The sequence below is a fragment of the Pseudomonas sp. USHLN015 genome (assembly GCF_037153275.1).
Classification (GTDB): Bacteria; Pseudomonadota; Gammaproteobacteria; order Pseudomonadales; family Pseudomonadaceae; genus Metapseudomonas; species Metapseudomonas tohonis.
Genome location: NZ_JBBCKP010000013.1, coordinates 16,056 through 42,349 on the forward strand (window position 1 = coordinate 16,056; position 26,294 = coordinate 42,349).

Consider the following 26,294-nt stretch of genomic DNA (forward strand, 5'->3'; position numbering starts at 1 on the left):
TTCGCCCCTACAGTGTTTCTGTGCCTCATGACCCGCCTCCTGCTCAAACTCGTCGACGCCAGCGACCCCGACCTGCTGCGTCGCGCCCTGGCCTGGCTCTACGGCTTCGTCCGCCCCCACGGGCGGGCCATCGCCGCGCTGCTGGGGCTGTCCCTCTGCGCCAGCCTCCTGGTGCTGGCGCAGCCCTGGCTGACCAAGACGCTGATCGACGACGGCCTGCTGGCCCGGGACTTCGGCACCCTGGTGCAGGTGGCCCTGGCGATGATCCTGGTCGGGCTGCTCGGCACGGCGCTGTCGGGCATCAACCGCTACCTGCACACACGGCTCTCGGGGCGCATTCTCTTCGCCCTGCGTGACGACCTCTACCGCCACCTGCAGCGCCTGTCGCCGGCCTTCTTCGGGCGCAAGCGCCTGGGCGACATCCTTTCCCGGCTCGATGGCGACGTGGCGGAAATCCAGCGCTTCGCCGTGGACTCGCTGTTCTCCGCCGTCTCCAGCGTCATCGGCCTGATCGGCGCGGTGGCGCTGATGCTGATGCTGTCCTGGCAGCTGTCGCTGCTGCTGGCGCTGCTGATCCCCATCGAGGTGCTCTGGCTGCGCTGGATGCGGCGCAAGGTGGAGCGCGAGGTGCGCAGCCTGCGCGAGCGTTCGGCGGATGTGTCGTCCTTCCTGGTGGAAACCCTGCCGGCGATGAAATTCATCCAGGCCGCCGGTGCCCAGCAGCGCGAAGCGCGGCGCCTGGAAGGCTTGGGGCAGGGCTACATGCGCCAACTGCTGCGGGTGCAGGTCACCGAGTTCTTCACCCACGCGGTGCCCGGCACGCTCACCTCGCTGTCGCGCGCCTGCGCCTTCCTCATCGGCGGCTACTGGGTGATCCAGGGCACCTGGCAGCTGGGCGCGCTGATCGCCTTCTCCACCTACCTGGGCATGGCCGTGGGGCCGGTGCAGAGCCTGCTGGGGCTCTATGTCGCGCTGCAGCGGATGACCGTCAGCCTCGGCCGGGTGATGGAGCTGCAGCAGGAGCCGGTCACGGTGCGCCAGAGCGATGCGCCGCAGCCGATGCCGGAAGGCCGTGGCGCGCTGCGCCTGGAGGGCGTGCACTTCGCCCACGAGCAGCGCGCCGGCCTGCTACTCGATGGCGTGGACGCGAGCATTCCCGCCGGCCTCAAGGTCGCCATCAGCGGGGCGTCGGGCGTCGGCAAGTCCACCCTGATCGACCTGCTGCAACGCTTCTACGACCCGGACCGGGGCCGCATCCTGCTGGACGGCGCCGACCTGCGCGAACTGGACCTGCTCGCCCTGCGCCGGCGCATCGCCGTGGTCAGCCAGGACATCGTGCTGTTCCGCGGCACCCTGGCGGAGAACCTCGCCTACGCCGCCCCCGATGCCAGCCGCGAGGCCATTGAACAGGTGGCGCGGCTGGCCCGCCTCGATGGCCTGATCGCGTCCCTGCCCCTGGGGCTGGACAACCCCCTGGGCGAGCGTGGCCAGCAGCTTTCCGGTGGGCAGAAGCAGCGCATCGCCATCGCCCGCGCGCTGTTGCAGGACCCGCTGATCCTGGTGCTGGACGAGGCCACCTCGGCGGTGGACGAAGCCACCGAGCGCGACGTGATCGCCGCCATCGACCAGCTCTTCGCCGGGCGTACGCGCATCCTCATCAGTCATCGTGCCTCCACCCTGGCCGAAGCCGATCTCGCCTTCCGCATGGAGCAGGGCCGCCTGCAGCGCCTGGAGCCGGTGAGCCATGGGCACTGAGCTGGCCATCGGCATCATCGACAGCGGCTTCGCCCCCGAGCAGGCCGCGCGGGTGACGCTGGCCCGACGCTTCTGGCTGGAGGGCGGCGAGCTGCAGGAAGGCGAGGCGCAGCCCGATGCCCTCGGCCACGGCCCCCTGGTGCTGGATGCCATCTGCCCACCCAGCGCGCCGGTGCGCACCTGCCTGGCGCAGGTCTTCGGCGAGCGTTGGCAGACCAGCCCGTTGCAGGTCGCCGCCGCCCTGTACTGGCTGGCGGAGCAGGGCGTGGCGTTGATCAACATGAGCCTCGGCCTGCGCAATGACCGCCCCGTGCTGCGCGAAGCCTGCGCGCTGGTGCAGAGCGCCGGCGTGCTGCTCTGCGCCTCCAGCCCCGCCCAGGGCGCGGCGGTGTACCCGGCCGGCTACCCGGGGGTGATCCGCATCACCGGCGATGCCCGCTGCGCGCCGGGACAGTGGTCCTGGCTGGGCAGCCCCCAGGCCGATTTCGGCGCCCATGTCAGTGCCGCCAATGGCGTGGCCGGAGCCAGCATGGCCTGCGCTGCAATGAGCGGAATCATCGCGGCCCACCTGCGCGAGCACCCCGGTGCCGGCCGCGAAGCGGTGCTGCGCTGGCTGCACGAAGGCGCGGCCTTCACCGGGCCGGAGCGCCGCCATGGCTGAGGTCGTCGTGCTCGGCGCCGGCCCGGCGGGCGCTGCGGTCGCCCTGGGGCTGAAACGGCTGGGCTACCCGGTGCGTGTGGTCAGCGAGTGGCGGCGTTTCGCAGCGCTGGAGGGCGTGTCGCAACGGGTGCTCGAAGGCCTGCGTCATGCCGGGCTCACCCGTGCACTGGCCTGTGCCGATGCGCCGTCCGCTCGGCGGGTTGCCTGGGGCGCCGGCAGCCAATCGATCAACCGCGAATGCCTGCTGGATCGCCCGCGCTTCGATGCAGCGCTGCGCGAGGACCTGGCCGCTGCCGGCATCGCGGTGCAGGAAGCGCGGGTGCTGCGGGTCGAGGCGCTGGAGCGGGGGCACCTCGTGCATCTCGACGGCGGGGAGCCGCTGCGTACGGACTTCCTGGTGGAAGCCCGGGGTCGCCAGGCACCGTTGGCGGGGGGGCGCCTGCGTGGGCCGGAAACCCTCAGCCTGCTCAATACCTGGCGCGAAGCACCGGGCCAGCCGGGCTCGGCGCTGGAAAGCCTGGCCGACGGCTGGGCCTGGATGGCACGGCGGGAGGACGGGCGCTGCTACTGGCAGATCACCCTCAACGCCCGCGACCTGCCGCCCAAGGAGCGCCTGCCGGCCTGGTGCGCGCAGCGCCGCAGTGAGTCCGCCCTGGTGTGCGAACTGTTCGGCGAGGTCGCGTTGCAGCCGGCCAACCTGCATGCCCGCAGCAGCACCGCGATTCTCTTCAACGAGGCCAGTGGCGTGGACTGGCTGCGCGTGGGCGATGCCGCCATGGCGGTGGACCCGCTTTCGGGCAATGGCATCTTCCAGTCCCTGTCCTCCGCGTTGCAGGCGCCGGCGGTGATCAACACCCTGCTGCAACGGCCCGAGCGCGGCGGGTTGGCGCAGCGCTTCCATCAGCAGCGGGTGGAGCAACTGTTCCTGCGCTTCGCCCGCACCGGTCGTGATTTCTACGCCCTGGAGCGGCGCTGGGCTAAGCAGCCGTTCTGGCGTGAACGCAGTGCCTGGCCGGATGCCGAGCCGCTGCACGTGCCAGCCGATGTGGGCCAGCTGCGGGTCGAGCGTGGACCCGTCATCCAGGGCGATTTGATCGAGGAGCACGAGGTGGTCGTCACCGCCGACCAGCCCCTGGGCATCTGGCACCTGGACGGCATCGCACTCGCGCCCATCGTCCGCGCGCTGCAGGGCGGCCGGCTCTCCGAGACCCTGGCGGAGCAGGCGCCCGAGGCGCGGCGCAAGCTCCAGGGCTGGCTCCTGGCCCAGGGGTATCGGCCCTGATTCGTCCGTTTCCTGTCCTGTTCGGAATGACCGAAGGCTAGAATGCGACGCTGATTCAGCCTGGCCATTGAAGGGACCTCCATGCATTTCGACCTGATCCAGACCCTCAGCCTCGCGGGCAAGAACTCGGTTCCGAACGACGACCGCATCGGCAGCGCCGAGCAGCATGCCTGGGTCATCGACGGCGCCACCGACCTCGGCGAACCGGGGCTCATGGGCGAGCGCGGTGGCGCGGCCTGGCTGGCCGGCTCGGCGCATCGCGCATTCGCCGGTGCCTCGGGCCCGCTGGCGGAACTGTGCAACGGGGTGTTCGACCGCGTCGCCACGGACTATGCGCGTGACCGCCAGCGCGAGCCGGTCGCCCACTGGGAGTTGCCCCGCGCCTCGCTCGCCGCCGTGGCCATCGAGGGCGAAAGCCTCGCCTGCGGCCATCTCGGCGACTGCGTCGTCATCCACCGCAGCGCCAGCGGCGTCGCCTTCCTCACCCCCGAGCCGAACCGCGACACCGAACAGGCCGAAGCCGCGGCCCTGGGCCCGGGCACCGGTGCCGACAACGTGCGCAGCGCCCACGTGCTGGCCGACCGCCGCGCCGCCCGCGAACGCCCGAAGGCGGTGCTGAGCGTCGACGCCGAGCAGGCGAAGGCGGGCATGCACTACGCCCGCGCGCCGCTGGCCAGGGGGGACGACCTGCTGCTGATGACCGATGGCTTCGCCGCGCTGTTCGACACCTACCGCCACTACGACGCCGCCACCCTGGTGGCCCGCGTGCTCGAAAGCGGCCTGCTGCCCCTGGCCGCCGAGCTGCGCCGCATCGAACTCGAAGATGCCGCCTGCCTGCGCTATCCGCGCTTCAAGGCCAGCGACGATGCCTCGGTGATCTGGTTGCGGGTGGGGTAGGGCCGAAAGGCCCTCGTAGGGCGGGTGAAACCCGCGATGTTCCTGTACTCAGGGCGTCGGGTTGCACCCGACCTACGGGATTTGTCCGCGACGCACCACCGGCACCCATACCTCCACGTGGCCCGTCCCCTGCATCGGGTCGAAGTCGGCGCTGTACTGCTCGAATTCCGGGGCGTCGGCGAAGGCGTAATCGGACTCCGGCAGCCATTTGTTGAAGATGGTGAGAAAGGTCTGGTGGATGGTGGAGATGTGGCCCAGGTGGCGGAACACGGCGTAGTCCTGCGGGGGCACCTTGAAGTGGCGAAGGGCGGGCGGTAGCCCTTCGACACGTGGCACTTCGACGCCGGCGATGTATTCGAAGCTGCCGTCCTCGCCCGGGTTGCAGCACAGGCCGTAGGTGACGTAGCTGGTTTGCCCGGGGATGTTGCCCAGGAAGGGAATGAAGGCCTGCCAGAGGCCGACGATGCCTTCGTTACGGTCGAAGGTGAAGCGCTCGCCCAGGCCGGCGATGATGAATTCGGCGCGGGTTTCATAACGGGGTTCGGACAGTTCCACAAAGCTCATTTCTTTCATGCGCAAAGGCTCCACCAATGACAGGTTCCCGTGCCCCTGTTCGCGAACCTGCCGGGGCGTTACGCCGAACAGGTCGCTGAAGGCACGTGTGAAGGCTTCATGGGAGCCGTAGCCGGCATCCAGCGCGATATCGAGGATGTCGCGCTTTCTCTCGCCCAATGCCAGCGCCGCCTGGCTCAACCGGCGCGCGCGGATGTAGCGCATCACCGACCAGCCCGTCGCCATCGAGAAGAACCGCGACAGGGCGAACGGCGACAGGCCGAACTGGCGCGCGACATGCCCGAGATCCAGCTCGGAGCCCAACTCCGTTTCGATGAACCACAGGACTTTCTCGATGCTTGGCATGGGTGCTCCTTGAAGACGGGGCGACGTTAGCAGCGGAGCAAAGGGGGGATTTGATCGTTCTTGCGGGCCTTGCCGGGACGTTGCAGAACCCGCTGGGGACAAGGCGGCTTCGGGTTCCCTGCGCTGGGTTGTTGGCCCGGGAGGGACATTGTGAGGGGCGCGCCTGGGGATGGAAATAGCCGGGGCGGGTTCTGTAATGGCGTTTTCATCGGTTGCGTTGAGCCGCTCCTGGCTGCACCATCCGTGCCCTTCAGGCGTAAGGGCAAGGAAGCGGTGCATGTACAAGTTAGGTCACCTGGTGAATGGAGAGTGGGCGGAGTATCGGCACCCAGCGGTTTTTTCGCTTCCCGATGCGGAGGCGCACCAGCGGGTAGTGGTTGGCGTTCCGGGCTCTGATCCGGAGGTGATCCTGCGGCTTGCTCGTTGCCTGGAAGAACCGTTGTTGCTGCTTCATATCCTGCACACGACTCGTGGGGAGGCAGAGCCGGCGCGCTACCAGAGCCCGGAGCTGTCTTGCTCTGAGATCGAGGCGTTCATCCGCGAGTTCAGGCCGTTCCTGGCGAATGACAGCCGCTTCGATCTGTGGGTCCACTCACCGTCGCAACAGGCCACGCTGGCCTGGGATCGCCATGACATGCTCTATGCCTATGGCCCTCTCGATGACTACGAGGGCGCGCTCAGGGACCTTGGTTTCAGCGAGGGTCAGCCGCAGGTCCCCGTACCTCACGCGCACAACTACCACGCTGAGCTCGATGCTATGTCCCGTGAGGTGATCGAGTGGTGCGAGTGGTGGACATCACCGCTGCGGCCCGAGGACGAGCAGTAGCGGCGCTGGCAATCAGTCGTCCAGCTCGCAGGTCGCGGTGCCTTCGACGCCCGTCGCGTGCACGCTCACATGCCGTACGGCAAAGCCGGGCTGTTCGATTTTCATCTCCTTTGACCAGACGTCACCGCTGGCGACCTGATAGCTGATGGAGCCATCGCTGTGCCAGGCCAGGCGTAGCGTATAGGCACCCTTGTGGTCCGCGGTGGTAAGGATGTTGCTGCTGACAACCGGCTTTGCGGCATTGAAGGTACGAACGGAGAAGTTGCGCTGCCCCTCACCCGCAGGCGCACTGTCGAGAAACAGGGTGTTGTCTTCCACCTCATCCTCCGCTGCCGCGAGGATCACGCCGGGGCTCCACTTCTCGCCGGAGCGGTGTTCGTCGATTTTCACGTCGCACGACAAGCGGCCCTCTTGCCCCACGTCCTGCTGGAAGTAGGTGCCGTAGTTTCCATACGGGACATCGAACTCCATCGCGTGCTCCGACGCACCGCAGGCCAGCGACAGGCACAGGCCTGCCAGTCCGGTCAGGTGGGCAGCTTTCATCATGTCTTCACTCCTTGAAATGGCGAACTCGGGGCGCGCAAGGCTACGTGTGTCGTCTGCCTCGCACAATGGCGCCGACCTCAAGGCGCGCGTAGGCCTGCACGAGGGTCATATCGAGTCGACTTCGCTTGCGCCCTTCGACGGCGCCACCTGCCTGCTCACCCTGCATCTCCTGCCGGAGGAAGGGCGGGGAGCTGCTGCTGCGCCAGGCCGGTTTCGAGGGCGTCGAGCTGTTCTACGCCGGCTTCACCTTCAGGGGCTGGGTGCGGTACCGGCCGGGTTGGAAGGCCGATCCGGCGAGCACCGGAGTGGTATCGCTGGCAGCCAAAAAAAGCCCGCTCTAAGGAGCGGGCTCGTTGCATGGCCGAAGGCGCCGACTCAGCCGATCAGGGTGTAGCCGAAGGGGTTGTGGCGCAGGTCGCCGAGCTTATAGCCGAAGTCGGGGCGCTTCTTGTAAGGCGTGAGCGGCTCGCTGGCTTCCTCCAGGCCGAAGGTCGCCAGGAAGGCCTTTTCGAAGCGCGCGACCGAGTCGATCTGCTCCTGCTCCGATGGCTCCGCGTCCTCGCCGAAGGCGATCACGAAGTCCGGCAGCCCCAGGTTCTGCATGCCGCAGGTGTAGAGCTTGTCGTCGTCGCTGATGGGCTTGCGCACGAACATCTTGTACAGGGCCAGCAGCATGGACTTCTGGTCGCGCTGCTCCACCGCGTCGGTCATCTGGGTGATCAGCTCGCGCCAGCGCACGAGGCCATGGGCGAGGCCCGCCGTCTCGATCTTGGCGGCGGTGATCATGCCCTTGTCGATCAGGTTGCCCAGGCAGCGGGCGGTCACCATCGAGACCGAGATGCGCGTCCGCTCGGAGAAGATGTTGCGCACGATGAAGTAGGCGGAGGCGGTGTGGTTCTCGATGTTCTCCCAGTCCTGGTCGGTCATCGAGGGCTCGGTGCGGTCCATGCAGGCCGAGTAGGAGCGGAGCATGCGGTCGTCGTTCTCCAGCTCGCTGAACTCCGGGTCCAGGCGATAGGTGTCGACGAAGGCTGCGGCGGCCATTTCCTCGAACTCCGACTTCAGCGCATCGAAGGACTCCATGTTGCCCAGCACGTTGAGGATCATCGCCGGCGGCAGGCTGGCCTTGATGTTGGTCAGCTGCTCGTCCTTGGCGGCGATGTAGGCCTCCAGCGCCTCGAAGTGCTTCACGGCGCTTTCCTGGATCGCCGCGCTCTGCTCGGCGATGGGGAAGGTATCGAGCGTGTCCTCGCCCTCTGCATCCACCTCGACGGGCTGGTAGCGCACCTCGTATTCGCGGGTCTCGTGGTCCACCAGCTTGAAGATGTAGTGGCGGTGGTCGCTGTGCCCGTTCCTGGCGGCCGGGCTGTCGAAATTCTCCACCGCGACGCGGATGCGGTGCTGGTCGAACACGACGAACGCCTCCGTCTCCTCGCCATCGTCAAGTTCGAGGGTCACCCACTCGTCGTTGTCATTGCCTTCGATGTACGCGTGGAAGTGCTCTTCCACGTACTCCGAGTTCAGCAGGGCCTGGATGCGGTCGTAATCGATTGCGGCGAGAGCGGGGCTCGGGGCGTTGGCCATGGTGCGTCCTGTCGGGCTGGTTCAGCGGCTGCCGGTGGCAGCGGATGGGTGGGGGATGGGGTGTTGAGGCGGCAATTATCGAGGGAGGCAGGCAGGGAATTCTGTGAGAGAGGCCTGAATCCGTGGAGGAGGGGTGGCCGGTGGTCGGCGGCCGGGTTTGTTGGGAGCGGTTATTTGCCAGGGGCAACATCGTTGCCCCTGGCGATCCCTTCATAGGGAATAGATCAGGGCCCCGGCTATTTACCCGGCAACTGCGCCAACTCTGCCAGTTTGCAGAAGTCTTCATAGTTGTTGCGCGACAGATGGACCATCGCGTCCATCAAGGCCCCTTCCCGGTACCGGCTGAGGTAGGAGTAGTCGGCGCCGTCGCGCAAGGCCGCGAAATCCAGAAGCAACTCCGCCATCACCTGGGTGGTGTGCAGTCGCGTGTCGAGGTGGTCGACCAACTGCTGGATGCGTTGCTCCTTGTAATCGATCAGAGGGGCGCTATTCATGCCGAGGCCTCCTTTGTGGATGTCACAAGGAGACGAGCGGGGTCGTAGATAGCGAGTCGGAACTGTAATTCATGCATGGTGGAGCTCCAGTGTTAAGAGGGAAAGCCACCAGTGTTTCGGGCTGTCAAACCCGGCCAGGGGATTTACCGTGGCCGGGGCAGGATAGGGAGGAGGGGGCGGGAGGGCAAGGGGAGATAGTCAGTATCTATTCGCCGGGCTACGCGTGGCCATCCCTTCTCATGAAGCCCTTCAATGCATCTTGCCTCTTAAACTGCACTGATCAGAGTTTATTGATTACCTCCTGATCCGAATTACGCATGAAATGGCGAAAATAAATAGCACCCCAAAAAGCATCAGAGCTGTTTTGAGCGATTCGTTGCTTGCGATGTATGCAAGTGTTCCAGAGAAACCTATTGCAGTTATCCAGTCATAGGATTTTATGCTGGTTAAACCTAGGATTAAATTCCGATTGGGGGAGAAAAATTTCGCCGCTAAAAGCGAAAGGAACACTACCAATGCAATGGGTTCTGCATCTTTCTCATTTGTGAGTTTCCATAACAAGAAACACAAGAGAGAGATGCCTGCTGATGTACAAATATATAGTGATTTATTCATTTGTTGAGAGCTCTATTTCCATCCTACGGATACATCGACTGTCGAGGAGTTTCCGCTTCCTACATAAGCTCCCATGCCAGTGGCTGGCAGTCTGGCGCCTGCGCCACCTACAGAGACTGTAGGGGCTGCACCAACTTGAACACCCTGCTGGCCTAACCTGACACCCTGAACCGAAAAGGTCTGAACGGCCTGCTGAGAAAATTGATACGGCTAGCGATGCTCTGGAAAGGCTCGCTAAGCAACTGAAGAAGACAGATCTGAAGCTGCATAAAAAGACACCGGCACGAGGCCGGTGTCAGGTGAGAGCTGTATCTATAAATCTAAAGAAACTGGAAAGATAAAGACGCTCCCAAAAGGCTAAGCTCGGCAATGGTTGAAGGGGGTATGAAACCACCTTCTTGCTCATCAGAGCTCTTAACGGGAAGCACTAAGTCTATTTCTAGAAACTCAGGCTTAATGGTATCTCTGGCTTCTCGAATTCGCTCAATGCCACCAAGATGAGTCCAAAGTGCTGGAATCAGCTCATCAATTCGGCAGCCATCAGGGAACTGCACTGAAAATCTAACAAATGAGCGCTTCAATAGACTTTTTACCCCGGGCTTAACTGGTTCACCACGAGTACCAGTTTCAGAGGCTTTCCTTCCTATTGCAGACTCTACTTGTTCAGGCGTCAGCTCAAATCCACGCAAGCATAAAGCTACTGTTTTAACCTTATTAGGTGTCGCGCTCATAGTGGCTCCTTGTCTGCCCCTGGAACACCGTTCCATAGCCAAGTTTTTCCTGTGGTCTTATCACGATAGATGTCAACGCCACCTTCTCCGCGTCCCTTCTTCGCATCGTGAGCATCATCGTAGCCGGCATCCTGTGCTGCTTTATTTCCGTCCCGCTCCTTAACCTTGGTGAGATCTTTTTCATTTGGCGCTGAACTGTCGGTGTCTGATGACTCATTGAAAAGCTTGTCACCAAGATACCAGCTCAGCCCTGCTCCGATGCCTGCACCAATGACACCGCCCACAACGGTTCCTACGCCAGGGCATACAGCTGTGCCAGCTGCGGCTCCCATTTCTGCTGCGGGTGCCGTAAGTACGCTTTGTCCTTTCGGGTCAACGTATTTAAGTGGGTTTCCTTCTACATACCCGTAGGTATTCACCCCGCCTTTGAGCCCAATCGGGTCGCTCTCGACGTAGCGCCCCGTCTCGGGGTCATAATCGCGGAAGTAGTTGTAGTAAAGCGCACTGTGCGCATCGGCGACTTGGCCCGGGAAGCGCAGGATCACATCGATATTGCCGCCATAGGTGTTGGGCTGCCCCACACCAAAGGCATCGCTTTGCCAGCTCCACACCAGGTTGCCGCCCTGGTTGGTGGCCAAGCGCGGGGTGTCGAGGTGGTCGCTGTGCAGGTAGGTGAGGGTGGTACTGGCGATGGTGGTGCCGGCGGCGTCGTAGCCAAGGTCGATCTGGGCGATGGGCAGGCTGTCGAGCCAGACGTAGTAGCTGGCTTTGCTTTTCTTGCCGCTGCTGGTGTAGCGCACCTGGCCGAGCACCTGGCCGTCGGGGCCGTAGAGGTAGGTGTAGGGCGTGTGGGCGGTGCCTTGCAGCACGTCTTTGAGCACGCGCTGGCCGAGGGCGTTGTAGGCGTAGCTGGCGATGGGCGTGCCGGCCTCGTCGGTGACGGCGTTGAGGCGGCCCTGGTCGTCGTAGGTGTAGCGGCGGCTCTGGCTGTAGCGGGTGTAGTTGCCGGCGGCGTCGGCTTCGACGGCGTAGCTGGTGCTGCGCTGGCTGAGGCGGTTGCTGTCGGGGGCGTAGTGCAGGGTCTGCTTGGCGGTCTGCGCTTCGGTGCCGTTGCTGGTGGCGTAGGTGGTGCGCGAGCTGCGGTTGCCGGTGGCGTCGTAGGCGTAGGCCTTGCGGCTGGCGGCGGCCTTTTCCTCGGTCAGGCGGTCGAGGGCGTCGTACTGGTAGTCGAGGCTGCCGAACAGGCTGTGGGCGTGGGCGGTGATGTTACCGTTGGCGTCGTGGCTGTAGCTGCTCTGCCAGTTGCCGACCTGCTGGGCGGTGAGCTGGTAATCCTGGTCGTAGGTGCGGCTGAGGACGATGCCGTTGTTCCAGGTGAGGCTCTTGAGCGGCCCGAAGGGGGCGTAGCCGATGTTGCTGGCGAGGCTGGTGGGGGTGGCGCTGCCGACGGCAAAACCGACCTGGCTGACCTGGCCGGCGGCGTTGCGGCTGTAGTGGATGCTGAAGCCGGCCGGGTAGTCGATGCGGATGAGGTTGTTGGCGGCGTCGTAGGCGTAGCCGAGGGTGTCGTATTGATCACTCCCCAGCACGGACACGGAGCGCAGCTGCTCGATGAGGTTGCCGCGCTCGTCGTACTTGTAGCCGAGCACGCCGCTGGCGTCCTGCACGGCGGTGAGGCGGCCCACCCCTTTGTTGCCGTTGGCGGTCATGTCGTAGTGGTACTGGACGTTGAGCGCGGGGGTGGCGGGGTACTGGCGGCCGGTGAGGCGGTCGAGGGCGTCGTAGCTGTAGGTGGTGACGATGCCGCGGGCGTCGGTCTTGCGGATGACGTTGCCGGCGGCGTCGTGCTGGTAGGTGGTGGTGCCGGTGTCGGGGCTGATGAGTTGGGTGAGGTTGCCGAGGCCGTCGTATACGTAGCGGGTGGTGACGCCACGCGGGTCGACGACCTGGGTGAGGTTGTCTTGGGCGTCGTAGCCGAGGCGGGTGACCTTGCTCAGCGGATCGGTGCTGGAGACCAGGCGGTCGAGGGCGTCATAGGCCTTTGTGTGGGCGAACTGGCGCGGGTTGGTGTCGGTGGTGGGGTTGTCGTTGAGGTCGTACTGCTGGCTGTGGGTCTGGCCACCGGCCCCGACCGAGCGCAGCAGGCGGCCGAGCTCGTCGTACACCCACTGCTGCTGCTGGGTGAGGTTGTTGGAGGCGTCCTTGATGCGCTGGGCGGTGCGGTTGCCCATGGCGTCGAGGTCGAACTCGACCTGCTCGCCGAGGTTGTTGGTGATCCTGGTCAGGCGCCGGGCATCGTCCCAGGTGTAGGCAAGCCAGCTGCCGTCGCCCCGGGTGACCTTGGTGATCTGGCCGATGGCGTCGTGCTCGAAGGCGGTAGTGCCGCCGCCGACGCTGACCGAGGCGAGCCAGCCCTGCGGGGTGTAGGTGAGGGCGGTGGTGACGCCGTTGGGGTCGATGACGGTTTGCGGGTTGCCGTAGCTGTCGAAGCTGGACAGCTGGGTGATGTGACCGAGGGCGTTGGTGACGCTGATGAGGTGGCCCTGGGCGTCGTAGGCGTAGTGGGTGATGTCCTGGACATCGGTACGCGGGCCATCGGCGGTTTCGATCTGGCCGCTGGCGGTGTAGGTGTAGCTCCAGTTGCGCGGGGCGGCCTGGAGGCTGGCGGCGGCGAGGGTGCCGGCCAGGGCGAGCGTGAGGACGCTCAAGCGGTGGTGCAGGGGTTTCATGGGCAAGTCCTTGTGCGAATCAGCGCTGGCTGACGCTCTGGCTGAGTGGTCGTCCTTGGTCGTCGTAGCTATAGGTGGTGATGCGGTCGGGCTCGGTCACGGTGGCCGGCAGGAACAGGGTCGGGTGCCAGGTGGTGGTGACGGTGCGGGCCTGGGGCGTGCCAAAGGCTTCGGTGCGGGACACCTCGAGGCCACGCTCGTTGTAGTCGAAGGTGGTGACGTTGCCCCTGTTGTCGGTACGGGTCTTCACCAGGCCACGGTCGTCATAGGTGAAGGTGGAGTTGCTGTTGGGGCAGTTGGCCGAGGGCTCGCCTTCGATGGCGGTGATGCGCCGTACGCCTTGGATAGTCTGGAAGCGGTAGGTGGTGCGCTTGCCGAGGGCGTTGGTGACGGTGGAGGAACCGTCGGTGTTGTAGCTCACCAAGGTGCGTTCGGCACCGCCAGCGTGCTCGCTGGAGACGGCACGGCCCTGGTCGTCGTAGGTCCAGGTGGCGTAGCGGATGCCGCGCTCGTCGGTGATGCCTGTGAGGAGATTGGGGTTGGCGTCTTCGTAATGATAAGTCTGACTGGAAACAACAGAGTTTCGGGTAGTCGTTACAGCAGTCAACCTTCTGATGGAGTTGTATGTGTAGCTGACGGACGTTTCTCCCATTGCAAATAGCTTGGGCTGATACTCAGCATCCTGTCGAAGAGTGGCCGTGTTGCCGAAAGAGTCGGTAATGGTTATGAGAGCGTCGAAATAAGTCAGCGCTTGCCATTGGCCATTCTTTTCAGTGATTTTTGAGAGCCGAAGAGCCGAGTTGAAGGCGAGTTTGGTGCCGTTAGGTTCTTCAAAAGACCACTCTTCCCCTTGGCGGGTGAGTATGCCGCTGGCAGCTATGCCGTAGCTATTTACGCCATCCTGTAGTTGGAATTTGGTTTCACGGCCATCCGCGCGAACAAGAATTAAAGAGCTTCCATTTTTCTCGAGATGAGTCGAGTAGCTGTGTCGCCATACACCATCCGCGCTGTTGTAGGTTCTCGTGAGGCCGATGAGCGAGTTGCTTGCAGCTGGGGCGTCTACGATAGTCTGGACCTTGTTGCCAATAGATATATTTATTGGGTTTCCCTGGCGGTCATTCGGGACTGCACAGGTCAAGTCAGTAGGTGGTAGGCCTTTATTGGCATCCAGTAGAGGGCTGCTGCACTTATACGAAAGAGTGTCATAGGACGCACCAGGTGGGCAGCTATCGCCACCAAGATAAACAAGGTTGTTGGCGCGGGATGGTGTTGTTCCGACGAAGTAGCCAAGCATCTCTACTATGTACGTTCCTTCTCGTACATAATCAATGCTTGTTATGGAGTAATTGCTATACCAGTCTCTGTCGTTTTCTGTGTAGACGGAAAGTACCGCTTGGGCTGCCGCGTCGCGTGAGGGGAATTTGTCGAATCCGTAGACGGGTGCCCACCAATAAAAATATTCCGCCCTGGCGGTAGAGGCTAAAAGAAGCAAAGCAAGCATGGCGCCGGCTTTAAATGGAAAGCGAGTCTGCAATTTAGATCATCCTTGCCTGCATGGTCCTTGGGCGCTAGCTGTGGTCGCACTCAACGCTGAGTAGTGGCTTGTCCAGTTAGTCTTCCCTGTACGTCATAACTGTAACTGGTCACTCGGTCAGGTTCTGTGACAGTAGCCGGCAGAAACAGAGTCGGGTGCCACTCCGTAGTGACGGTGCGCGCCTGGGGCGTGCCGAAGGCTTCGGTGCGGGACACCTCGAGGCCACGATCGTTGTAGTCGAAGGTGGTGACGTTGCCCTTGTTGTCGGTACGAGTCTTCACCAGACCACGGTCGTCGTAGGTGAAGGTGGAATTGCTGTTGGGGCAGTTGGCCGAGGGCTCGCCTTCGATAGCGGTGATGCGCCGTATGCCCTGGATGGTCTGGAAGCGATAGGTGGTGCGCTTGCCGAGGGCGTTGGTGACGGTGGAGGAACCATCGGCGTTGTAGCTCACCAGAGTGCGCTCGGCGCCGCCAGCGTGCTCGCTGGAGATGGCACGGCCCTGGTCGTCGTAGGTCCAGGTGGCATAGCGGATACCGCGCTCGTCGGTGATGCCGGTGAGGAGGCCTACATTATGCGGATCTTCATACGAGTATTTGCTGCTGGTTACGACCCCATTGGCCCGACGTGTCGCTTCTATTAATTGACCCATTCCGCTGTAGGTGTAGTCGATAATCTGAGTGCCGGCTTGTGCGCTAAGAATACGGCGGTCTACAGACTGAGTAATTACAAGTGTCCTCCCATTTTGGTCGGTAATTGTGATTTTGTTGTCTAGGTAGGAGAGTGTTATATGTGCCGATATGCTGTTTTGAGCGATGAGTCGGCCGGCGCTGTCGAAATGGAGGTCTTTGTTGTCTCTAGACTTGTAGATCCATTCGCTGTTGTTTTTTGTTAGCGTTCCAGAGTTGATGTCGGTTGGAGTGATATCGTTCTCTTTGTAGAGGAATATTTCTTCTTGGCCAGTTGGTTTTATTAGCGAAATATATCTTTCTGAGGTGGTGCGCAAGTGAGTGGAGTAGCTATGCTGCCAAGAACTGTCGATGCTGTTGTAGTGTAGCTGGAGGGGGGCGCTAAGTCCGACTTCCTGTAGCTCTTCTCTGAATATGTAATTGTTTCCGATCGATGTTTTTATACTTGAGTCTTGGGTGCTGCACAGTGCAGGTTTGTTGATTGAGTCGGGCCCTTTCTGTTCGTCGTTGCCGCACTCCCCGGTTGTGGGATTGTATTTGCGATATTGTGGGCAGGTATCACCAGATCGGAATAGCAAATCATAGTCGCGGAGGGATTCTGTTGCAAAATTATCCTGCCAGAATGTCTGGATCGCCCAGCATTTGGCGATAGGAAAGCCATCTCCTGGAGTTATAGTCGTATGAGAGTATCTCAGTCTCAACAGTTGTGGGTTTGTACTTGGGAGATTTTTTATACAGCCTGCAGTTGCAGATGCATGTGTGCCAACGTAGCTGAACGACGTCCAGTAGAACTCCTGTGCAGAGGCCATGGGGCTGAATTGTAGGGGATAGAGTGCTATTGCCAGCGATGCGTACTTCTTCAATCCTTGAGTCCTAGCGTGGCGAGAGCTTGCGTCATGCGTTGCTCTGCTTTAGGCGGCATTATAAATTGATGCTCTCTTGGCTTTTCAAGGTTCAATCTGCTTTACAGTCAAATTTATTTTACGCTCATGCTGGCTTTGGGCAGGGCCAAAAAGGCGTTCAGATGCGGGATGAGTGTTGTTCGCTTCAGTCTTAGAGGACTTATTAGCCTGACCAGGCTCGGATTGTCCTCAGGGCTGAAAGTGGTCCATGCATTGAGCTCCCCAAGGCCCGCCCCTAAAAGCGGGCCCTTCCCCTCACACCCTGATCAACACCGACTTCACCTCCGTGTAGTGCTCGATCGCAGCCGCGCCCATCTCGCGGCCGACTCCCGACATCTTGTAGCCCCCGAACGGCAGCGCCGGGTCGAGGGCGCTGTGGCAGTTGACCCAGACGGATCCGGACTTGATGCGCGGGATCATGCGGTGCACGGCGGAAAGGTCGTTGGACCAGATGCTCGCGCCCAGGCCGTAGGGGTTGTCGTTGGCCAGGCGCACGGCTTCGTCGAGGTCGTCGAAGGGCATGGCGACGAGTACGGGACCGAAGATTTCTTCCTGCACCAGGCGGTGCTTCTGGTCGACGTCGACGAGGACGGTGGGTTTGACGAAGTAGCCCGGGCCGAAGCCTTCGCCGCCGCAGGCGACGGTGGCGCCCAGTTCGCGGCCGAGGTCGATGTAGCCGGTGACGCGGTCCTGTTGCTTGGCGGAGATCAGCGGGCCCATCTGCACGCTGGGGTCGAGGCCGTTGCCGAGCTTCATGGCGTTGGCGATGCCGGCGATGTCGGCGACCACGTTGTCGAAGTGCTTGCGGTGCACGTAGAGGCGCGAGCCGGCGCAGCACACCTGCCCCTGGTTGAAGAAGATGGCCGTGGCGGCGCCGGCGGCGGCCTCCTGCAGGTTGGCGTCGGGCAGGACGAGGGTGGGGGATTTGCCGCCCAGCTCCAGGGTTACGCGGGTCATGTTGTCCATCGCCGCCTTGCCGATCTGCTTGCCCACCTCGGTGGAGCCGGTGAAGGTCAGCTTGTCCACGCCCGGGTGGCGGGTGAGGGCGACGCCGGCGTTGAGGCCGGTGCCGGTCACCACGTTGAACACCCCCGCCGGGTAGCCCGCCTCCAGCACCAGCTCGGCCAGCTTGAGGGCGGTGAGCGGGGTTTCGTCGGCGGGCTTGAGCACCAGGGTGCAGCCGGTGGCCAGGGCCGGGCCGAGCTTCCAGCAGGCCAGCAGCAGGGGGAAGTTCCAGGCGACGATGGCGCCCACCACGCCTACCGCCTCGCGCCGGATGAAGCCGTGGAAGCGGTCGTCGGGCATCAGCGGCAGCGACGGGTCGACCGTGGTGCCTTCGATCTTGGTGGCCCAGCCGGCCATGTAGCGCAGGAAGTCGATGCCCAATTGCACGTCCATCACCTGGGCGACGGCGGCGCTCTTGCCGTTGTTCAGGCATTCCAGCTCGGCCAGTTGCTGGGCGTCGCGCTCCATCAGGTCGGCCAGGCGCCACAGCAGGTTCTGCCGCTCGCGCGGGCGCATGCGGCTCCAAGGCGAGTCGTCGAAGGCCTGGTGCGCGGCGCGTACGGCGCGGTCGACATCCTCGGCGGCGGCGGAGGGCACGCTGCCCAGTACATCGCCCGTGGCGGGGTTGCGGAAGTCCAGGGTGGCGCCGCTGGCGGCGTCCTGCCAGCCATCGCCGATCAGCATCTTCAGCGGGCGGTCGAGGAAGTCTCGGGTCTGGGGCAGTACGGGCAGTTCGGAATGCATGGGCAGGGCCTCTGTCGATGGGCATTGCAACGGCTCGCGCAACGCCCGTGCCAAGGCCCCTGAATGCAGTCAAGTGATTGAATGGAAAGGGATTTATCGATAACGGCCTGCACCGCCGCCGTCCCCCACTGTTGCAGTTTGAGACGGGGTGAGACAGCCGCTGGACAGTGCCGCCGCCCGGCCCCCTCGGCCCGGTGGGTGCCGCTGTCTCAGCCTGTGACGAGCTGTCGCGAAATTAGACGCCCGGCCCCGTTACCGAAGGCCCCGGCGCACCCCCGGAAATGGCTTAAGTCGTTGTTCTTAAAGGCCCTGCCAGGCGATGGCACACATTGTGTATTTGCCGTTGCAGACGCACCGCTGGCGAGACGGGTGCGAACCATAAGAACAAAACCGTGGAGGTCCGACCTTGAAGACGATTCGACTCCGGTGGCGTGCGGGCAGCCTGTTTTTGGCTGCGGCAGCCTTGCTGTGCACCCAGGCCCAGGCGGCGGAGGAGGGCCCGGCGCTGCTCAAGAGCAAGTGCATGGGTTGCCACATTCCCGAGGGCGGCGACCGTTACAGCCGCATCAGCCACCAGCGCAAGACGCCCGAAGGCTGGCTGATGAGCATCGCGCGCATGCAGGTGATGCACGGCCTCTCCATCAGCGACGACGACCGCCGCACCCTGGTCAAGTACCTGGCCGACCAGCAAGGCCTGGCCCCCAGCGAGACCGAGGGCGTGCGCTACGCCATGGAGCGTCGCCTCAACACGGTGGAGCAGTTCGACGAGGAACTGACCCAGATGTGCGGTCGCTGCCACTCCGGCGCACGGGTGGCCCTGCAGCGCCGCCCGGCCAGGGAGTGGGAGCACCTGGTCAACTTCCACCTCGGCCAGTGGCCGTCGCTGGAGTACCAGGCCCAGTCCCGCGACCGCGACTGGCTGGATATCGCCCTCAAGCAGATGGTGCCGGAGCTGGCCAAGCGCTTCCCGCTGGAGGACCAGGCCTGGGCCGACTGGCAGAAGGCGCGACCCAAGGCGGATGCGCTGCCAGGGCAATGGAGCTTCAGCGGCCACATGCTCGCCAAGGGCGATGTGCGCGGCGTGATGACGGTGACGGCCGATGCCGGCGACAGCTTCACGCTGCAGGTGAACGGCACCTACGCCGATGGCACGCCCTTCACGGGCAGCGGCTCGGCCATCCTCTACAACGGCTATGAATGGCGCGGCAACGTGAAGGTCGGCGATACCGCCATGCGCCAGGTCTTCGCGGCACTGGATGGCGAGATGAAGGGGCGCATGTTCGAGGCCGAGCACGACGAGCGCGGCCTCGACTTCAGCGCCGCCAAGGTGGGCGGCGCCAAGCTGCTGGCCGTGCAGCCGGCCTCTATCAAGGCCGGTAGCGAAGCGGAGCTGACCCTGGTGGGCAGCGGCCTCAAGGGCACTCCGCAACTGGGGGCCGGCCTGCAGGTGGTCAAGGTGCTGGAGGCGACGCCGGAGCAGGTGCGCGTGCGGGTCAAGGCCGCCGCCGATGCTGCGCCGGGTGTGCGTGACGTGGCGCTGGACGAGCTCAAGGGCGTGTCCCTGGCGGTCTACAGCAAGGTCACCGAGGTGAAGGTGGTGCCCGCGTTCTCCATCGCCCGGGTGGGCGAGAACGGCGGCTCCACGCCCAAGGTGCAGGGCCGTTTCGAGGCCGAGGCCTGGGGCCGGGATGCAGCCGGCCAGCCGTACCGCATCGGCTACCTGCCGGCCAGCTGGTCGGTCGCGCCCTTCGACGCACGCGCCGAGGAGGACCAGGACGTGAAGTTCGCCGGGCAGATGCAGAAGGACGGCGTGTTCATCCCCGGTGCCGCCGGCCCCAACCCCGAGCGCCGGATGATGACCAATAACGCCGGCAACCTGAAGGTGATCGCCGAGCTGGAGGAGGGCGGCCAGAAGGGTGAAGGCCACCTGATCGTCACCGTGCAGCGCTGGAACAACCCGCCGCTGCCATGAACCCGCCGCGAACCGCATCGACGATTGGGCAAATTCCCCGGAGGTCGCCATGGGCGCAATCTTGAATCTGGTCGAGCGCAACCTGCATGAAGTGCAGGTGGACGCGGACCGCATGCTGTTCCACATCCCCAGCAGTTCGTTGTTCGCCACGGACGCCGTCACCGGCGGCATCATCGACGCGCTGCGCCAGCAGGGCTGCTCGCCCGAGGACCTGGTGCAGCGCCTGGCCGGGCGCTTCCCCGGCCAGGAGGTGAGCGAGACCCTGCGCGAGCTGATCGCGCTGGAGCTGGTCAGCGACGGCTCGCCGCTGACGCCGGAAGTCGGCATCAAGCGGGTCGAGCGCACCGCGCTGAACACCGTGGTGCTGAACGTCAACACCGGCTGCAACCTCAGCTGCACCTATTGCTACAAGGAGGACCTCGACAAGCCCTCGGCCGGCCGCAAAATGGCCGTCGAGACCGCCGAAGCCTCGGTGGAGATGCTGCTGCGCGAATCCCCCGACGAGCCCCGCTACAGCGTGGTGTTCTTCGGTGGCGAACCGCTCTCCAACCGCGCGCTGATCGAGCACATGGTGGGCTACTGCGAGCGGCGTTTCGCACAGGCCGGCAAGCCGGTGGAATTCATCATGACCACCAACGCCACGCTGCTCACCGAGGAGATCGTCGACTGGCTCGACGCCCATCGCTTCGGCCTCTCCATCAGCATCGACGGGCCGAAGACGGTGCACGACCGCAACCGCATCACCGTGGGTGGGCAGGGCACCTACGACGTGGTCCGGCGCAAGGCCGACATGCTGCTGTCGCGCTACCGCAGCCGCCCGGTGGGCGCACGGGTGACCCTGACCCGGGGCATCACCGATGTCGAAACCATCTGGAACCACCTGTTCAACGAGATGGGCTTCGCCGAGGTCGGTTTCGCCCCGGTCACCTCGGGCGATCTCAGCGACTACAACCTCACGGGCGAGGAACTGGTGCAGGTCTTCGCCAACATGAAGGCCCTCGGCCGGCGCTACCTGGAGGCGGCGCTGGAGCACCGCAACATCGGCTTCTCCAACCTGCACCAGCTGATCACCGATATCCACGAGGGGCAGAAGAAGGCGCTGCCCTGCGGCGCCGGCTTGAAGATGCTGGCCGTGGATCACGCTGGCGGGCTCAACCTCTGCCACCGCTTCACCGGCTCCAGCCTGCCCACCTTCGGCGACGTGCACAGCGGAGTGAAACAGGCCGAGCTCAACGACTTCCTCTCCCAGCGCCTGGACCGCCAGGGCACCGGCTGCGACACCTGCCGCATCCGCAACCTCTGCTCCGGCGGCTGCTACCACGAGAGCTACGCCCGCTACGGCGACCCCACCCACCCGACCTACCACTACTGCGACCTGATGCGTGACTGGGTGGACTTCGGCATCGAGGTCTACAGCCGGATCATGGCCGCCAACCCGGCCTTCATCAGCCGCTACATCACCTCGCGGAAGGCGCACTGACATGAAGCATCTCAAGCCGCTGAACAACAAAGCCCAGTTGCTGGACCAGGCCGTGGCCGAGGACCGCATCGAAGACGTGGTGGCCATGAGCGCCGTGGCCGGCTGCACCTCCACCACCGACCCGGGCTGGGAAGTGGACGCCTTCGGGGGCGTCTCCTCGCTCTGCCAGCCCATGGAGGCGGACCTCTACGGCTGCTCCGACCCCTGCTGGTGGCCGGCCCAGGTGCCGGACATGATGAGCACCTACCAGGACTGGAACGCCAACGCTGCGGATTCCTCGCAGGACTGGCGCAACCTCGGCACCGTCTTCCCCAAAGACAAGTGACCGGCGAGAAGAACAGAAGAGGAATCCGCATGAAACTCAACGTCATCGCCCACTTGGCGACCGCCGTCGCCAGCCTCGCCCTGGGCACCGGCGCCTGGGCCGCCGACAGCGCCGGCCCGGCCCTCAAGCCCGGCAGCGAATACCTGATCGCCACCAACTACCCGAACAACATCCATGTGGTCGACCTGGCCAGCGACAGCCTCTACAAGACCTGCCGCCTGCCCGACGCCTTCGGCCCCGGCACCGCGATGATGGCGCCGGACAACAAGACCGCCTACCTGCTCAACAACCACTTCGGCGACCTCTACGGCGTCGACCTGGACGACTGCAAGACCGTGTTCCACGCCAGGCTCTCGCGCAACCCGGGGGAGAAGGTGCGCTCGATGTTCTCCTTCGCCTTGAGCCCGGACGGCAAGGAGCTGTACACCACGGTCAACCCGACCCAGGTGATGAGCGACCACTACGTGGTCAAGCCGCCGCGCCTGGAGGTGTTCCGCACCGCCGACGGCCTCGACGCCAAGCCCGTGCGCAGCTTCCCCATGCCGCGCCAGGTGTACCTGATGCGCGCCGCCGACGACGGCAGCCTGTTCGTGGCGGGGCCGGACATCTACAAGATGGATGTGCACACCGGCAAATACGAGGTGGCGGTGCCCGGGCGCAACTGGCAGCGCCCCGACTACAGCGCGCCGGACGTGCTGTACTTCTGGCCGCACCAGAGCGCGCTGCACGACTTCTCCATGCTTTACACCACCGCGAAGTTCAAGGACGCGAAGCAGGACCTGGCCACCGCCGACTTCATCTACGGCTTCGTCAGCATCGACCTGAAGACCGGCAAGAGCACGGTGCAGGACTTCGCCCCGCTCACCGAGCTGTACTTCACCGGCATGCGCTCGCCCAAGGACCCGAACCTGATGTTCGGCGTGCTCAACCGCCTGGCCAAGTACGACATCAGGCAGCAGAAGCTGGTCAAGGCCGCCAACCTCGACCACAGCTACTACTGCGTGGCCTTCAACAAGGCCGGCAGCAAGCTGTACCTCGCCGGCACCTTCAACGACATCGCGGTGTTCGACCCGGACAGCCTGGAGAAGGTGAAGAACATCAAGCTGCCCGGCGGAGACATGGCGATCACCACGACGCAGGTGTTCGTGCGCTGAGGCAGTGGGCAGGGCGTTGCGGCCGGTATGGCGCAACGCCTCTACGACCAACGGAGACCCCTCCAGGCCTGGCTTAACGTTTACGTAAAGGTTAAATAAGACCGGCACACCCGCGTTGCCTGCCTGGCAGCGGCAGTCGGTTCAGCGTCGATCCCAACAAGCACAAGAAGGGACCACCATGAATCACCCCAGCTACACCCGTGGGCGCCAGGACAAGCCATTGCTGGCCATGACCCTGGGCGCCGCCTTCGACGCCACCGTGGCGCGCTTCCCCGAACGCGAAGCGCTGGTGGTGCGCCACCAGGGCCTGCGCCTGAGCTGGGCGCAACTGGCGGCGGAAGTGGAGCGCCATGCCCGCGCGCTCATGGCCATCGGCCTGGAGGCGGGCGACCGCCTCGGCATCTGGGCGCCCAACTGCGCCGAATGGACCATCACCCAGTTCGCCAGCGCCAAGGTCGGCGCCATCCTGGTCAACATCAACCCGGCCTACCGCAGCAGCGAGCTGGAATACGCCCTCAAGCAATCCGGCTGCCGCTGGGTGATCTGCGCCGATGCCTTCAAGACCTCCGACTACCACGCGATGCTGCTGGAACTGGCCCCGGCCCTGGCCGACGGCGAGCCGGGCACGCTCGCCAGCGAGAAGCTGCCGGAGCTGCGTGGCGTGGTCAGCCTGGCTGCCGAGCCACCGGCCGGCTTCCTTCCCTGGGCCGCCCTGCAGGCGCGGGCCGGGGAGGTGAGCGCCGCGGCGCTGGCCGAGCGCGAGGGCCAGTTGCAGTTCGACGACCCGATCAACATCCAGTACACCTCCGGCACCACCGGCTTCCCCAAGGGCGCCACCCTCAGCCACTACAACATCCTCAACAACGGCTACATGGTCGGCGAGAGCCTGGGCCTCACCGAGCACGACCGCCTGGTGATCCCGGTGCCGCTCTACCACTGCTTCGGCATGGTCATGGGCAACCTCGGCTGCCTGACCCACGGCAGCACCATGATCTACCCGGGCGATGCCTTCGACCCCCTGGCCACCCTGGCCGCCGTGGCGGAGGAGAAGGCCACCGCGCTGTACGGCGTGCCCACCATGTTCATCGCCGAGCTGGACCACCCTCGGCGCCGCGACTTCGATCTCTCCAGCCTGCGCACCGGGATCATGGCCGGTGCCACCTGCCCGATCGAGGTGATGCGCCGGGTGATCGACGAGATGCACATGGCTGAGGTGCAGATCGCCTACGGCATGACCGAGACCAGCCCGGTGTCCCTGCAGACCGGCCCCGATGACGGCCTGGAACTGCGCGTCACCACCGTCGGCCGTACCCAGCCGCAGCTGGAAAGCAAGATCGTCGACGCCGACGGCCGCATCGTCCCGCGTGGGCAGATCGGCGAGCTGTGCACCCGTGGCTACAGCGTCATGCTCGGCTACTGGAACAACCCGCTGGCGACGACGGACGCCATTGACCCCGGCGGCTGGATGCACACCGGCGACCTGGCGGCCATGGACGAGGAGGGCTACGTACGCATCGTCGGTCGCAGCAAGGACATGATCATCCGCGGTGGCGAGAACATCTATCCGCGCGAGCTGGAGGAATTCTTCTTCACCCACCCGGCGGTGGCCGACGTGCAGGTGATCGGCATCCCCTGCAACCGCTACGGCGAGGAGCTGGTGGCCTGGGTCCAGCTGCACCCCGGCCACACGGCCACGGCGGAAGAACTGCGCGACTGGGCCCGCTCACGCATCGCCCACTTCAAGGTGCCGCGGCACTTCCGCTTCGTCAGCGAATTCCCCATGACCGTGACCGGCAAGATCCAGAAATTCCGCATGCGCGAAATCAGCATCGAGGAGATCGGCCCGTAGGGGCGAATTCATTGGCGCTGTCTGCGTTAGGTGTTGCTAGGGGATTTGGGACCCGGTTGATTGCCGAGTCTTGCTGATGGTTTCTGTTTCGCCTTGCCGGGCGAGTCTCTTTTTTCAGTCGCCAAAAAAGAAACCAAAAAGGCTTGCCCCTGCATACGGGTCTGGCTCCGCCAGACTTCCCTCGCTCCATCATCGTTTCAGGGGCCCGGCGTAACGGGCCATCCCTGGCCCGGTACGCCTTTCGCGACATCCATGTCGCTCAACCCCTGAAACGACGATTGCGCTCGGCCTCCTGAAGGGGCGTTTGGCCGCTGCTCCAACGTCGAGGCTCACGACTTCACATTGATGTGCGCATCACCACCGGGTGGATGCCGTGGCTGGCGGCTTTCGTAGGATGGTGTAGAGCGAAGCGAAACCCATGCGGTGGGTGTGCCAGGAATCCAGAGTCGTCCTGTTGAATCCACACAGCTAACGCAGTCAGAGCCAATTCATTCGCCCACTGTCTATCGCCAACCCAGCCCGTGGGAGCGAATTCATTCGCGAAAGGGCCGCGCAGCGGCTCCATTGCCGGCTCGGTTGGCGGCTCTCGTAGGATGGCGTAGAGCGAAGCGAAACCCATGCGGTGGGCGCACCAGGCATCCGGAAAGGCCCTGAAGGCACCTTTGCGAATTGCAGGTCCTGGGCCACGACGTGGCCTTTCGCGAATGAATTCGCTCCCACAGATGTGGATGGATCTCACCGGCTCTGCGCTGGCGGATCATTCATTGGGGCCGGGGAGTCGACGGCCCCCCGAATCCCCTCAATGCAGCGTCGTCGGCTCGTCCGTCACCAGCACCGTCTCCCAGCCGTCGTAATCGCCGTCGAAGGCCAGCGCCAGGGCCAGCATCGCCAGGGTCAGCTCGTCGATGTGCCCGGGCTGGGGGATGTCCTCGCGCCACAGCTGCACCTGGTAGGCGTCCTCATCCTCGGTCCAACCACAGTTGCGCACGGCGAATTCGAGGGTGGCCGCCTCGGCGATCAGCGCCTGGCCACGGGCCTCGTCGGGCAGGTAGAACCAGTGGTCGATCTCGCGCGGGGTCTCCAGCGTGTCGCCATTGCTTTCCAGCACCGCGCACAGGCGGCGGTTGCTGATGCGTTGCTGGTCCTCGGCGGGCGGGAAGAGGAAGTCGAAGTAGGTCGACCATTCCCGGTCTTCCCGGGTGCCGGCTTCGTACTCGTACTCGGGGAAACCCTCCAGCACGGTGGCCACCCGGCCCTCCCAGAGCGACGGGTCGCCCACGAAGTAGAAGAAATCGCGCAGGCTGTTGCCGGTGTAGCGGCCCAGGTAGGCGCAGCCTTCGTTGACCAGGCGTGCCGTCAACTGGTCCTCGATCTCGATCAGCCGGTCGAATTCATCCTGGCTGGAGAGGCCGTCGTCACGCGGCGTGCGCATGTGCAGGCGCACGTAGGCCATGAACGGCAGGTGCTCCAGGGGTGCCTCGCGCACCGCGCCGAGGTCGACGTAGAGGGAGGCGGGGCGGTCGTCGACCTGTGCGAAATAGAAATCCCAGTCGTCAGTCATGCAGCAGCTCCTTGCGTGGATGGAGCGACTCTACAGAGGCGCG

20 protein-coding genes and 1 pseudogene are annotated in these 26,294 nt (G+C 64.2%); 10 read left to right on the forward strand and 11 right to left on the reverse strand.

The genetic code is table 11. The annotated features are described in order from the left end of the window. Window positions 1–27 precede the first annotated feature (27 nt). From WFQ67_RS24855 to WFQ67_RS24870, 4 genes are all read left to right on the forward strand, one after another. Complete coding sequence (locus WFQ67_RS24855; RefSeq protein ID WP_337058476.1) at window positions 28–1,755, forward strand: ABC transporter ATP-binding protein; 1,728 nt, start codon at window positions 28–30, stop codon at window positions 1,753–1,755. Beyond that, the gene (gene qhpE, locus WFQ67_RS24860) at window positions 1,745–2,416 is read left to right on the forward strand and encodes a subtilisin-like serine protease QhpE (protein ID WP_337058477.1); all 672 of its coding nucleotides are present in this window, start codon (window positions 1,745–1,747) and stop codon (window positions 2,414–2,416) included. Before WFQ67_RS24855 ends, qhpE begins: the two co-directional genes overlap by 11 nt. Beyond that, window positions 2,409–3,698 carry a flavin-dependent monooxygenase QhpG gene (gene qhpG, locus WFQ67_RS24865; protein ID WP_337058478.1) on the forward strand — a complete coding sequence of 430 codons (1,290 nt, stop codon included), beginning with the start codon at window positions 2,409–2,411 and terminating at the stop codon, window positions 3,696–3,698. The genes qhpE and qhpG overlap by 8 nt, the downstream gene beginning before the upstream one ends. A gap of 81 nt (window positions 3,699–3,779) precedes the next feature. After that, complete coding sequence (locus WFQ67_RS24870) at window positions 3,780–4,595, forward strand: protein phosphatase 2C domain-containing protein (RefSeq protein ID WP_111264197.1); 816 nt, start codon at window positions 3,780–3,782, stop codon at window positions 4,593–4,595. Between the two features lie 72 nt (window positions 4,596–4,667). On the opposite strand, the gene WFQ67_RS24875 is transcribed toward WFQ67_RS24870, so the two are convergent. Beyond that, window positions 4,668–5,513 carry an AraC family transcriptional regulator gene (locus WFQ67_RS24875; protein ID WP_337058479.1) on the reverse strand — a complete coding sequence of 282 codons (846 nt, stop codon included), beginning with the start codon at window positions 5,511–5,513 and terminating at the stop codon, window positions 4,668–4,670. Between the two features lie 277 nt (window positions 5,514–5,790). Here WFQ67_RS24875 and WFQ67_RS24880 point away from each other — a divergent pair, with 277 nt between their 5' ends. After that, window positions 5,791–6,339: a hypothetical protein gene (locus WFQ67_RS24880; RefSeq protein WP_337058480.1), complete on the forward strand. Its 549-nt coding sequence runs from the start codon at window positions 5,791–5,793 to the stop codon at window positions 6,337–6,339. A 12-nt stretch (window positions 6,340–6,351) separates the two neighbouring features. Here WFQ67_RS24880 and WFQ67_RS24885 read toward each other — a convergent pair whose 3' ends face one another. From WFQ67_RS24885 to WFQ67_RS24925, 9 genes and pseudogenes are all read right to left on the reverse strand, one after another. Beyond that, window positions 6,352–6,885: a hypothetical protein gene (locus WFQ67_RS24885; RefSeq protein ID WP_337058481.1), complete on the reverse strand. Its 534-nt coding sequence runs from the start codon at window positions 6,883–6,885 to the stop codon at window positions 6,352–6,354. Window positions 6,886–7,260: 375 nt separating this feature from the next. Then, a complete protein-coding gene (locus tag WFQ67_RS24895; RefSeq protein ID WP_337058482.1) occupies window positions 7,261–8,469 on the reverse strand; it encodes a hypothetical protein in 1,209 nt (402 codons plus the stop codon). Between the two features lie 236 nt (window positions 8,470–8,705). Then, window positions 8,706–8,963: a hypothetical protein gene (locus tag WFQ67_RS24900; protein WP_173180033.1), complete on the reverse strand. Its 258-nt coding sequence runs from the start codon at window positions 8,961–8,963 to the stop codon at window positions 8,706–8,708. A 935-nt stretch (window positions 8,964–9,898) separates the two neighbouring features. After that, window positions 9,899–10,309 carry a hypothetical protein gene (locus WFQ67_RS24905; protein WP_213629371.1) on the reverse strand — a complete coding sequence of 137 codons (411 nt, stop codon included), beginning with the start codon at window positions 10,307–10,309 and terminating at the stop codon, window positions 9,899–9,901. Then, window positions 10,306–13,044: an RHS repeat-associated core domain-containing protein gene (locus WFQ67_RS24910; RefSeq protein ID WP_442969625.1), complete on the reverse strand. Its 2,739-nt coding sequence runs from the start codon at window positions 13,042–13,044 to the stop codon at window positions 10,306–10,308. Before WFQ67_RS24910 ends, WFQ67_RS24905 begins: the two co-directional genes overlap by 4 nt. 13 nt (window positions 13,045–13,057) lie before the next feature. Next, complete coding sequence (locus WFQ67_RS24915) at window positions 13,058–13,690, reverse strand: RHS repeat protein (RefSeq protein WP_337058484.1); 633 nt, start codon at window positions 13,688–13,690, stop codon at window positions 13,058–13,060. A gap of 270 nt (window positions 13,691–13,960) precedes the next feature. Next, window positions 13,961–14,539 (reverse strand): annotated as a pseudogene (locus WFQ67_RS30535) (DUF6531 domain-containing protein); the annotation flags it as partial. Between the two features lie 83 nt (window positions 14,540–14,622). Next, on the reverse strand, window positions 14,623–16,122 hold the full coding sequence (locus tag WFQ67_RS24920; protein ID WP_337058485.1) for an RHS repeat protein: 1,500 nt from the start codon (window positions 16,120–16,122) through the stop codon (window positions 14,623–14,625). Window positions 16,123–16,416: 294 nt separating this feature from the next. After that, window positions 16,417–17,910, reverse strand: a complete 1,494-nt coding sequence (locus WFQ67_RS24925) for an aldehyde dehydrogenase family protein (protein ID WP_337058486.1) — start codon at window positions 17,908–17,910, stop codon at window positions 16,417–16,419. Window positions 17,911–18,316: 406 nt separating this feature from the next. Here WFQ67_RS24925 and peaA point away from each other — a divergent pair, with 406 nt between their 5' ends. The 5 genes from peaA to WFQ67_RS24950 all read left to right on the forward strand — a co-directional run bounded on the left by peaA (window position 18,317) and on the right by WFQ67_RS24950 (window position 24,690). Continuing rightward, on the forward strand, window positions 18,317–19,882 hold the full coding sequence (gene peaA, locus WFQ67_RS24930; protein WP_337058487.1) for a quinohemoprotein amine dehydrogenase subunit alpha: 1,566 nt from the start codon (window positions 18,317–18,319) through the stop codon (window positions 19,880–19,882). 49 nt (window positions 19,883–19,931) lie between these two features. Next, on the forward strand, window positions 19,932–21,362 hold the full coding sequence (gene peaB, locus WFQ67_RS24935) for a quinohemoprotein amine dehydrogenase maturation protein (RefSeq protein ID WP_337058488.1): 1,431 nt from the start codon (window positions 19,932–19,934) through the stop codon (window positions 21,360–21,362). A gap of 1 nt (window position 21,363) precedes the next feature. After that, window positions 21,364–21,687: a quinohemoprotein amine dehydrogenase subunit gamma gene (gene qhpC, locus WFQ67_RS24940; RefSeq protein ID WP_173180023.1), complete on the forward strand. Its 324-nt coding sequence runs from the start codon at window positions 21,364–21,366 to the stop codon at window positions 21,685–21,687. A gap of 29 nt (window positions 21,688–21,716) precedes the next feature. Beyond that, window positions 21,717–22,841, forward strand: coding sequence for a quinohemoprotein amine dehydrogenase subunit beta (gene peaD, locus WFQ67_RS24945; RefSeq protein ID WP_337058489.1), 1,125 nt, complete (start codon window positions 21,717–21,719; stop codon window positions 22,839–22,841). A gap of 178 nt (window positions 22,842–23,019) precedes the next feature. After that, on the forward strand, window positions 23,020–24,690 hold the full coding sequence (locus WFQ67_RS24950; protein WP_337058490.1) for an AMP-binding protein: 1,671 nt from the start codon (window positions 23,020–23,022) through the stop codon (window positions 24,688–24,690). A 799-nt stretch (window positions 24,691–25,489) separates the two neighbouring features. On the opposite strand, the gene WFQ67_RS24955 is transcribed toward WFQ67_RS24950, so the two are convergent. Beyond that, window positions 25,490–26,251 (reverse strand): DUF695 domain-containing protein, encoded by a 762-nt coding sequence (locus WFQ67_RS24955; protein ID WP_337058491.1) that lies wholly within the window; start codon window positions 26,249–26,251, stop codon window positions 25,490–25,492. Window positions 26,252–26,294 lie beyond the last annotated feature (43 nt).

Excerpts from the sequence above, each read along its gene's own strand:
- WFQ67_RS24855 (WP_337058476.1), top strand. The coding sequence starts at position 28 with ATGACCCGCCTCCTGCTCAAACTCGTCGACGCCAGCGACCCCGACCTG.
- qhpE (WP_337058477.1), top strand. The coding sequence starts at position 1,745 with ATGGGCACTGAGCTGGCCATCGGCATCATCGACAGCGGCTTCGCCCCC.
- qhpG (WP_337058478.1), top strand. The coding sequence starts at position 2,409 with ATGGCTGAGGTCGTCGTGCTCGGCGCCGGCCCGGCGGGCGCTGCGGTC.
- WFQ67_RS24870 (WP_111264197.1), top strand. The coding sequence starts at position 3,780 with ATGCATTTCGACCTGATCCAGACCCTCAGCCTCGCGGGCAAGAACTCG.
- WFQ67_RS24875 (WP_337058479.1), bottom strand. The coding sequence starts at position 5,513 with ATGCCAAGCATCGAGAAAGTCCTGTGGTTCATCGAAACGGAGTTGGGC.
- WFQ67_RS24880 (WP_337058480.1), top strand. The coding sequence starts at position 5,791 with ATGTACAAGTTAGGTCACCTGGTGAATGGAGAGTGGGCGGAGTATCGG.
- WFQ67_RS24885 (WP_337058481.1), bottom strand. The coding sequence starts at position 6,885 with ATGATGAAAGCTGCCCACCTGACCGGACTGGCAGGCCTGTGCCTGTCG.
- WFQ67_RS24895 (WP_337058482.1), bottom strand. The coding sequence starts at position 8,469 with ATGGCCAACGCCCCGAGCCCCGCTCTCGCCGCAATCGATTACGACCGC.
- WFQ67_RS24900 (WP_173180033.1), bottom strand. The coding sequence starts at position 8,963 with ATGAATAGCGCCCCTCTGATCGATTACAAGGAGCAACGCATCCAGCAG.
- WFQ67_RS24905 (WP_213629371.1), bottom strand. The coding sequence starts at position 10,309 with ATGAGCGCGACACCTAATAAGGTTAAAACAGTAGCTTTATGCTTGCGT.
- WFQ67_RS24915 (WP_337058484.1), bottom strand. The coding sequence starts at position 13,690 with ATGGGAGAAACGTCCGTCAGCTACACATACAACTCCATCAGAAGGTTG.
- WFQ67_RS24925 (WP_337058486.1), bottom strand. The coding sequence starts at position 17,910 with ATGCATTCCGAACTGCCCGTACTGCCCCAGACCCGAGACTTCCTCGAC.
- peaB (WP_337058488.1), top strand. The coding sequence starts at position 19,932 with ATGGGCGCAATCTTGAATCTGGTCGAGCGCAACCTGCATGAAGTGCAG.
- qhpC (WP_173180023.1), top strand. The coding sequence starts at position 21,364 with ATGAAGCATCTCAAGCCGCTGAACAACAAAGCCCAGTTGCTGGACCAG.
- peaD (WP_337058489.1), top strand. The coding sequence starts at position 21,717 with ATGAAACTCAACGTCATCGCCCACTTGGCGACCGCCGTCGCCAGCCTC.
- WFQ67_RS24950 (WP_337058490.1), top strand. The coding sequence starts at position 23,020 with ATGAATCACCCCAGCTACACCCGTGGGCGCCAGGACAAGCCATTGCTG.
- WFQ67_RS24955 (WP_337058491.1), bottom strand. The coding sequence starts at position 26,251 with ATGACTGACGACTGGGATTTCTATTTCGCACAGGTCGACGACCGCCCC.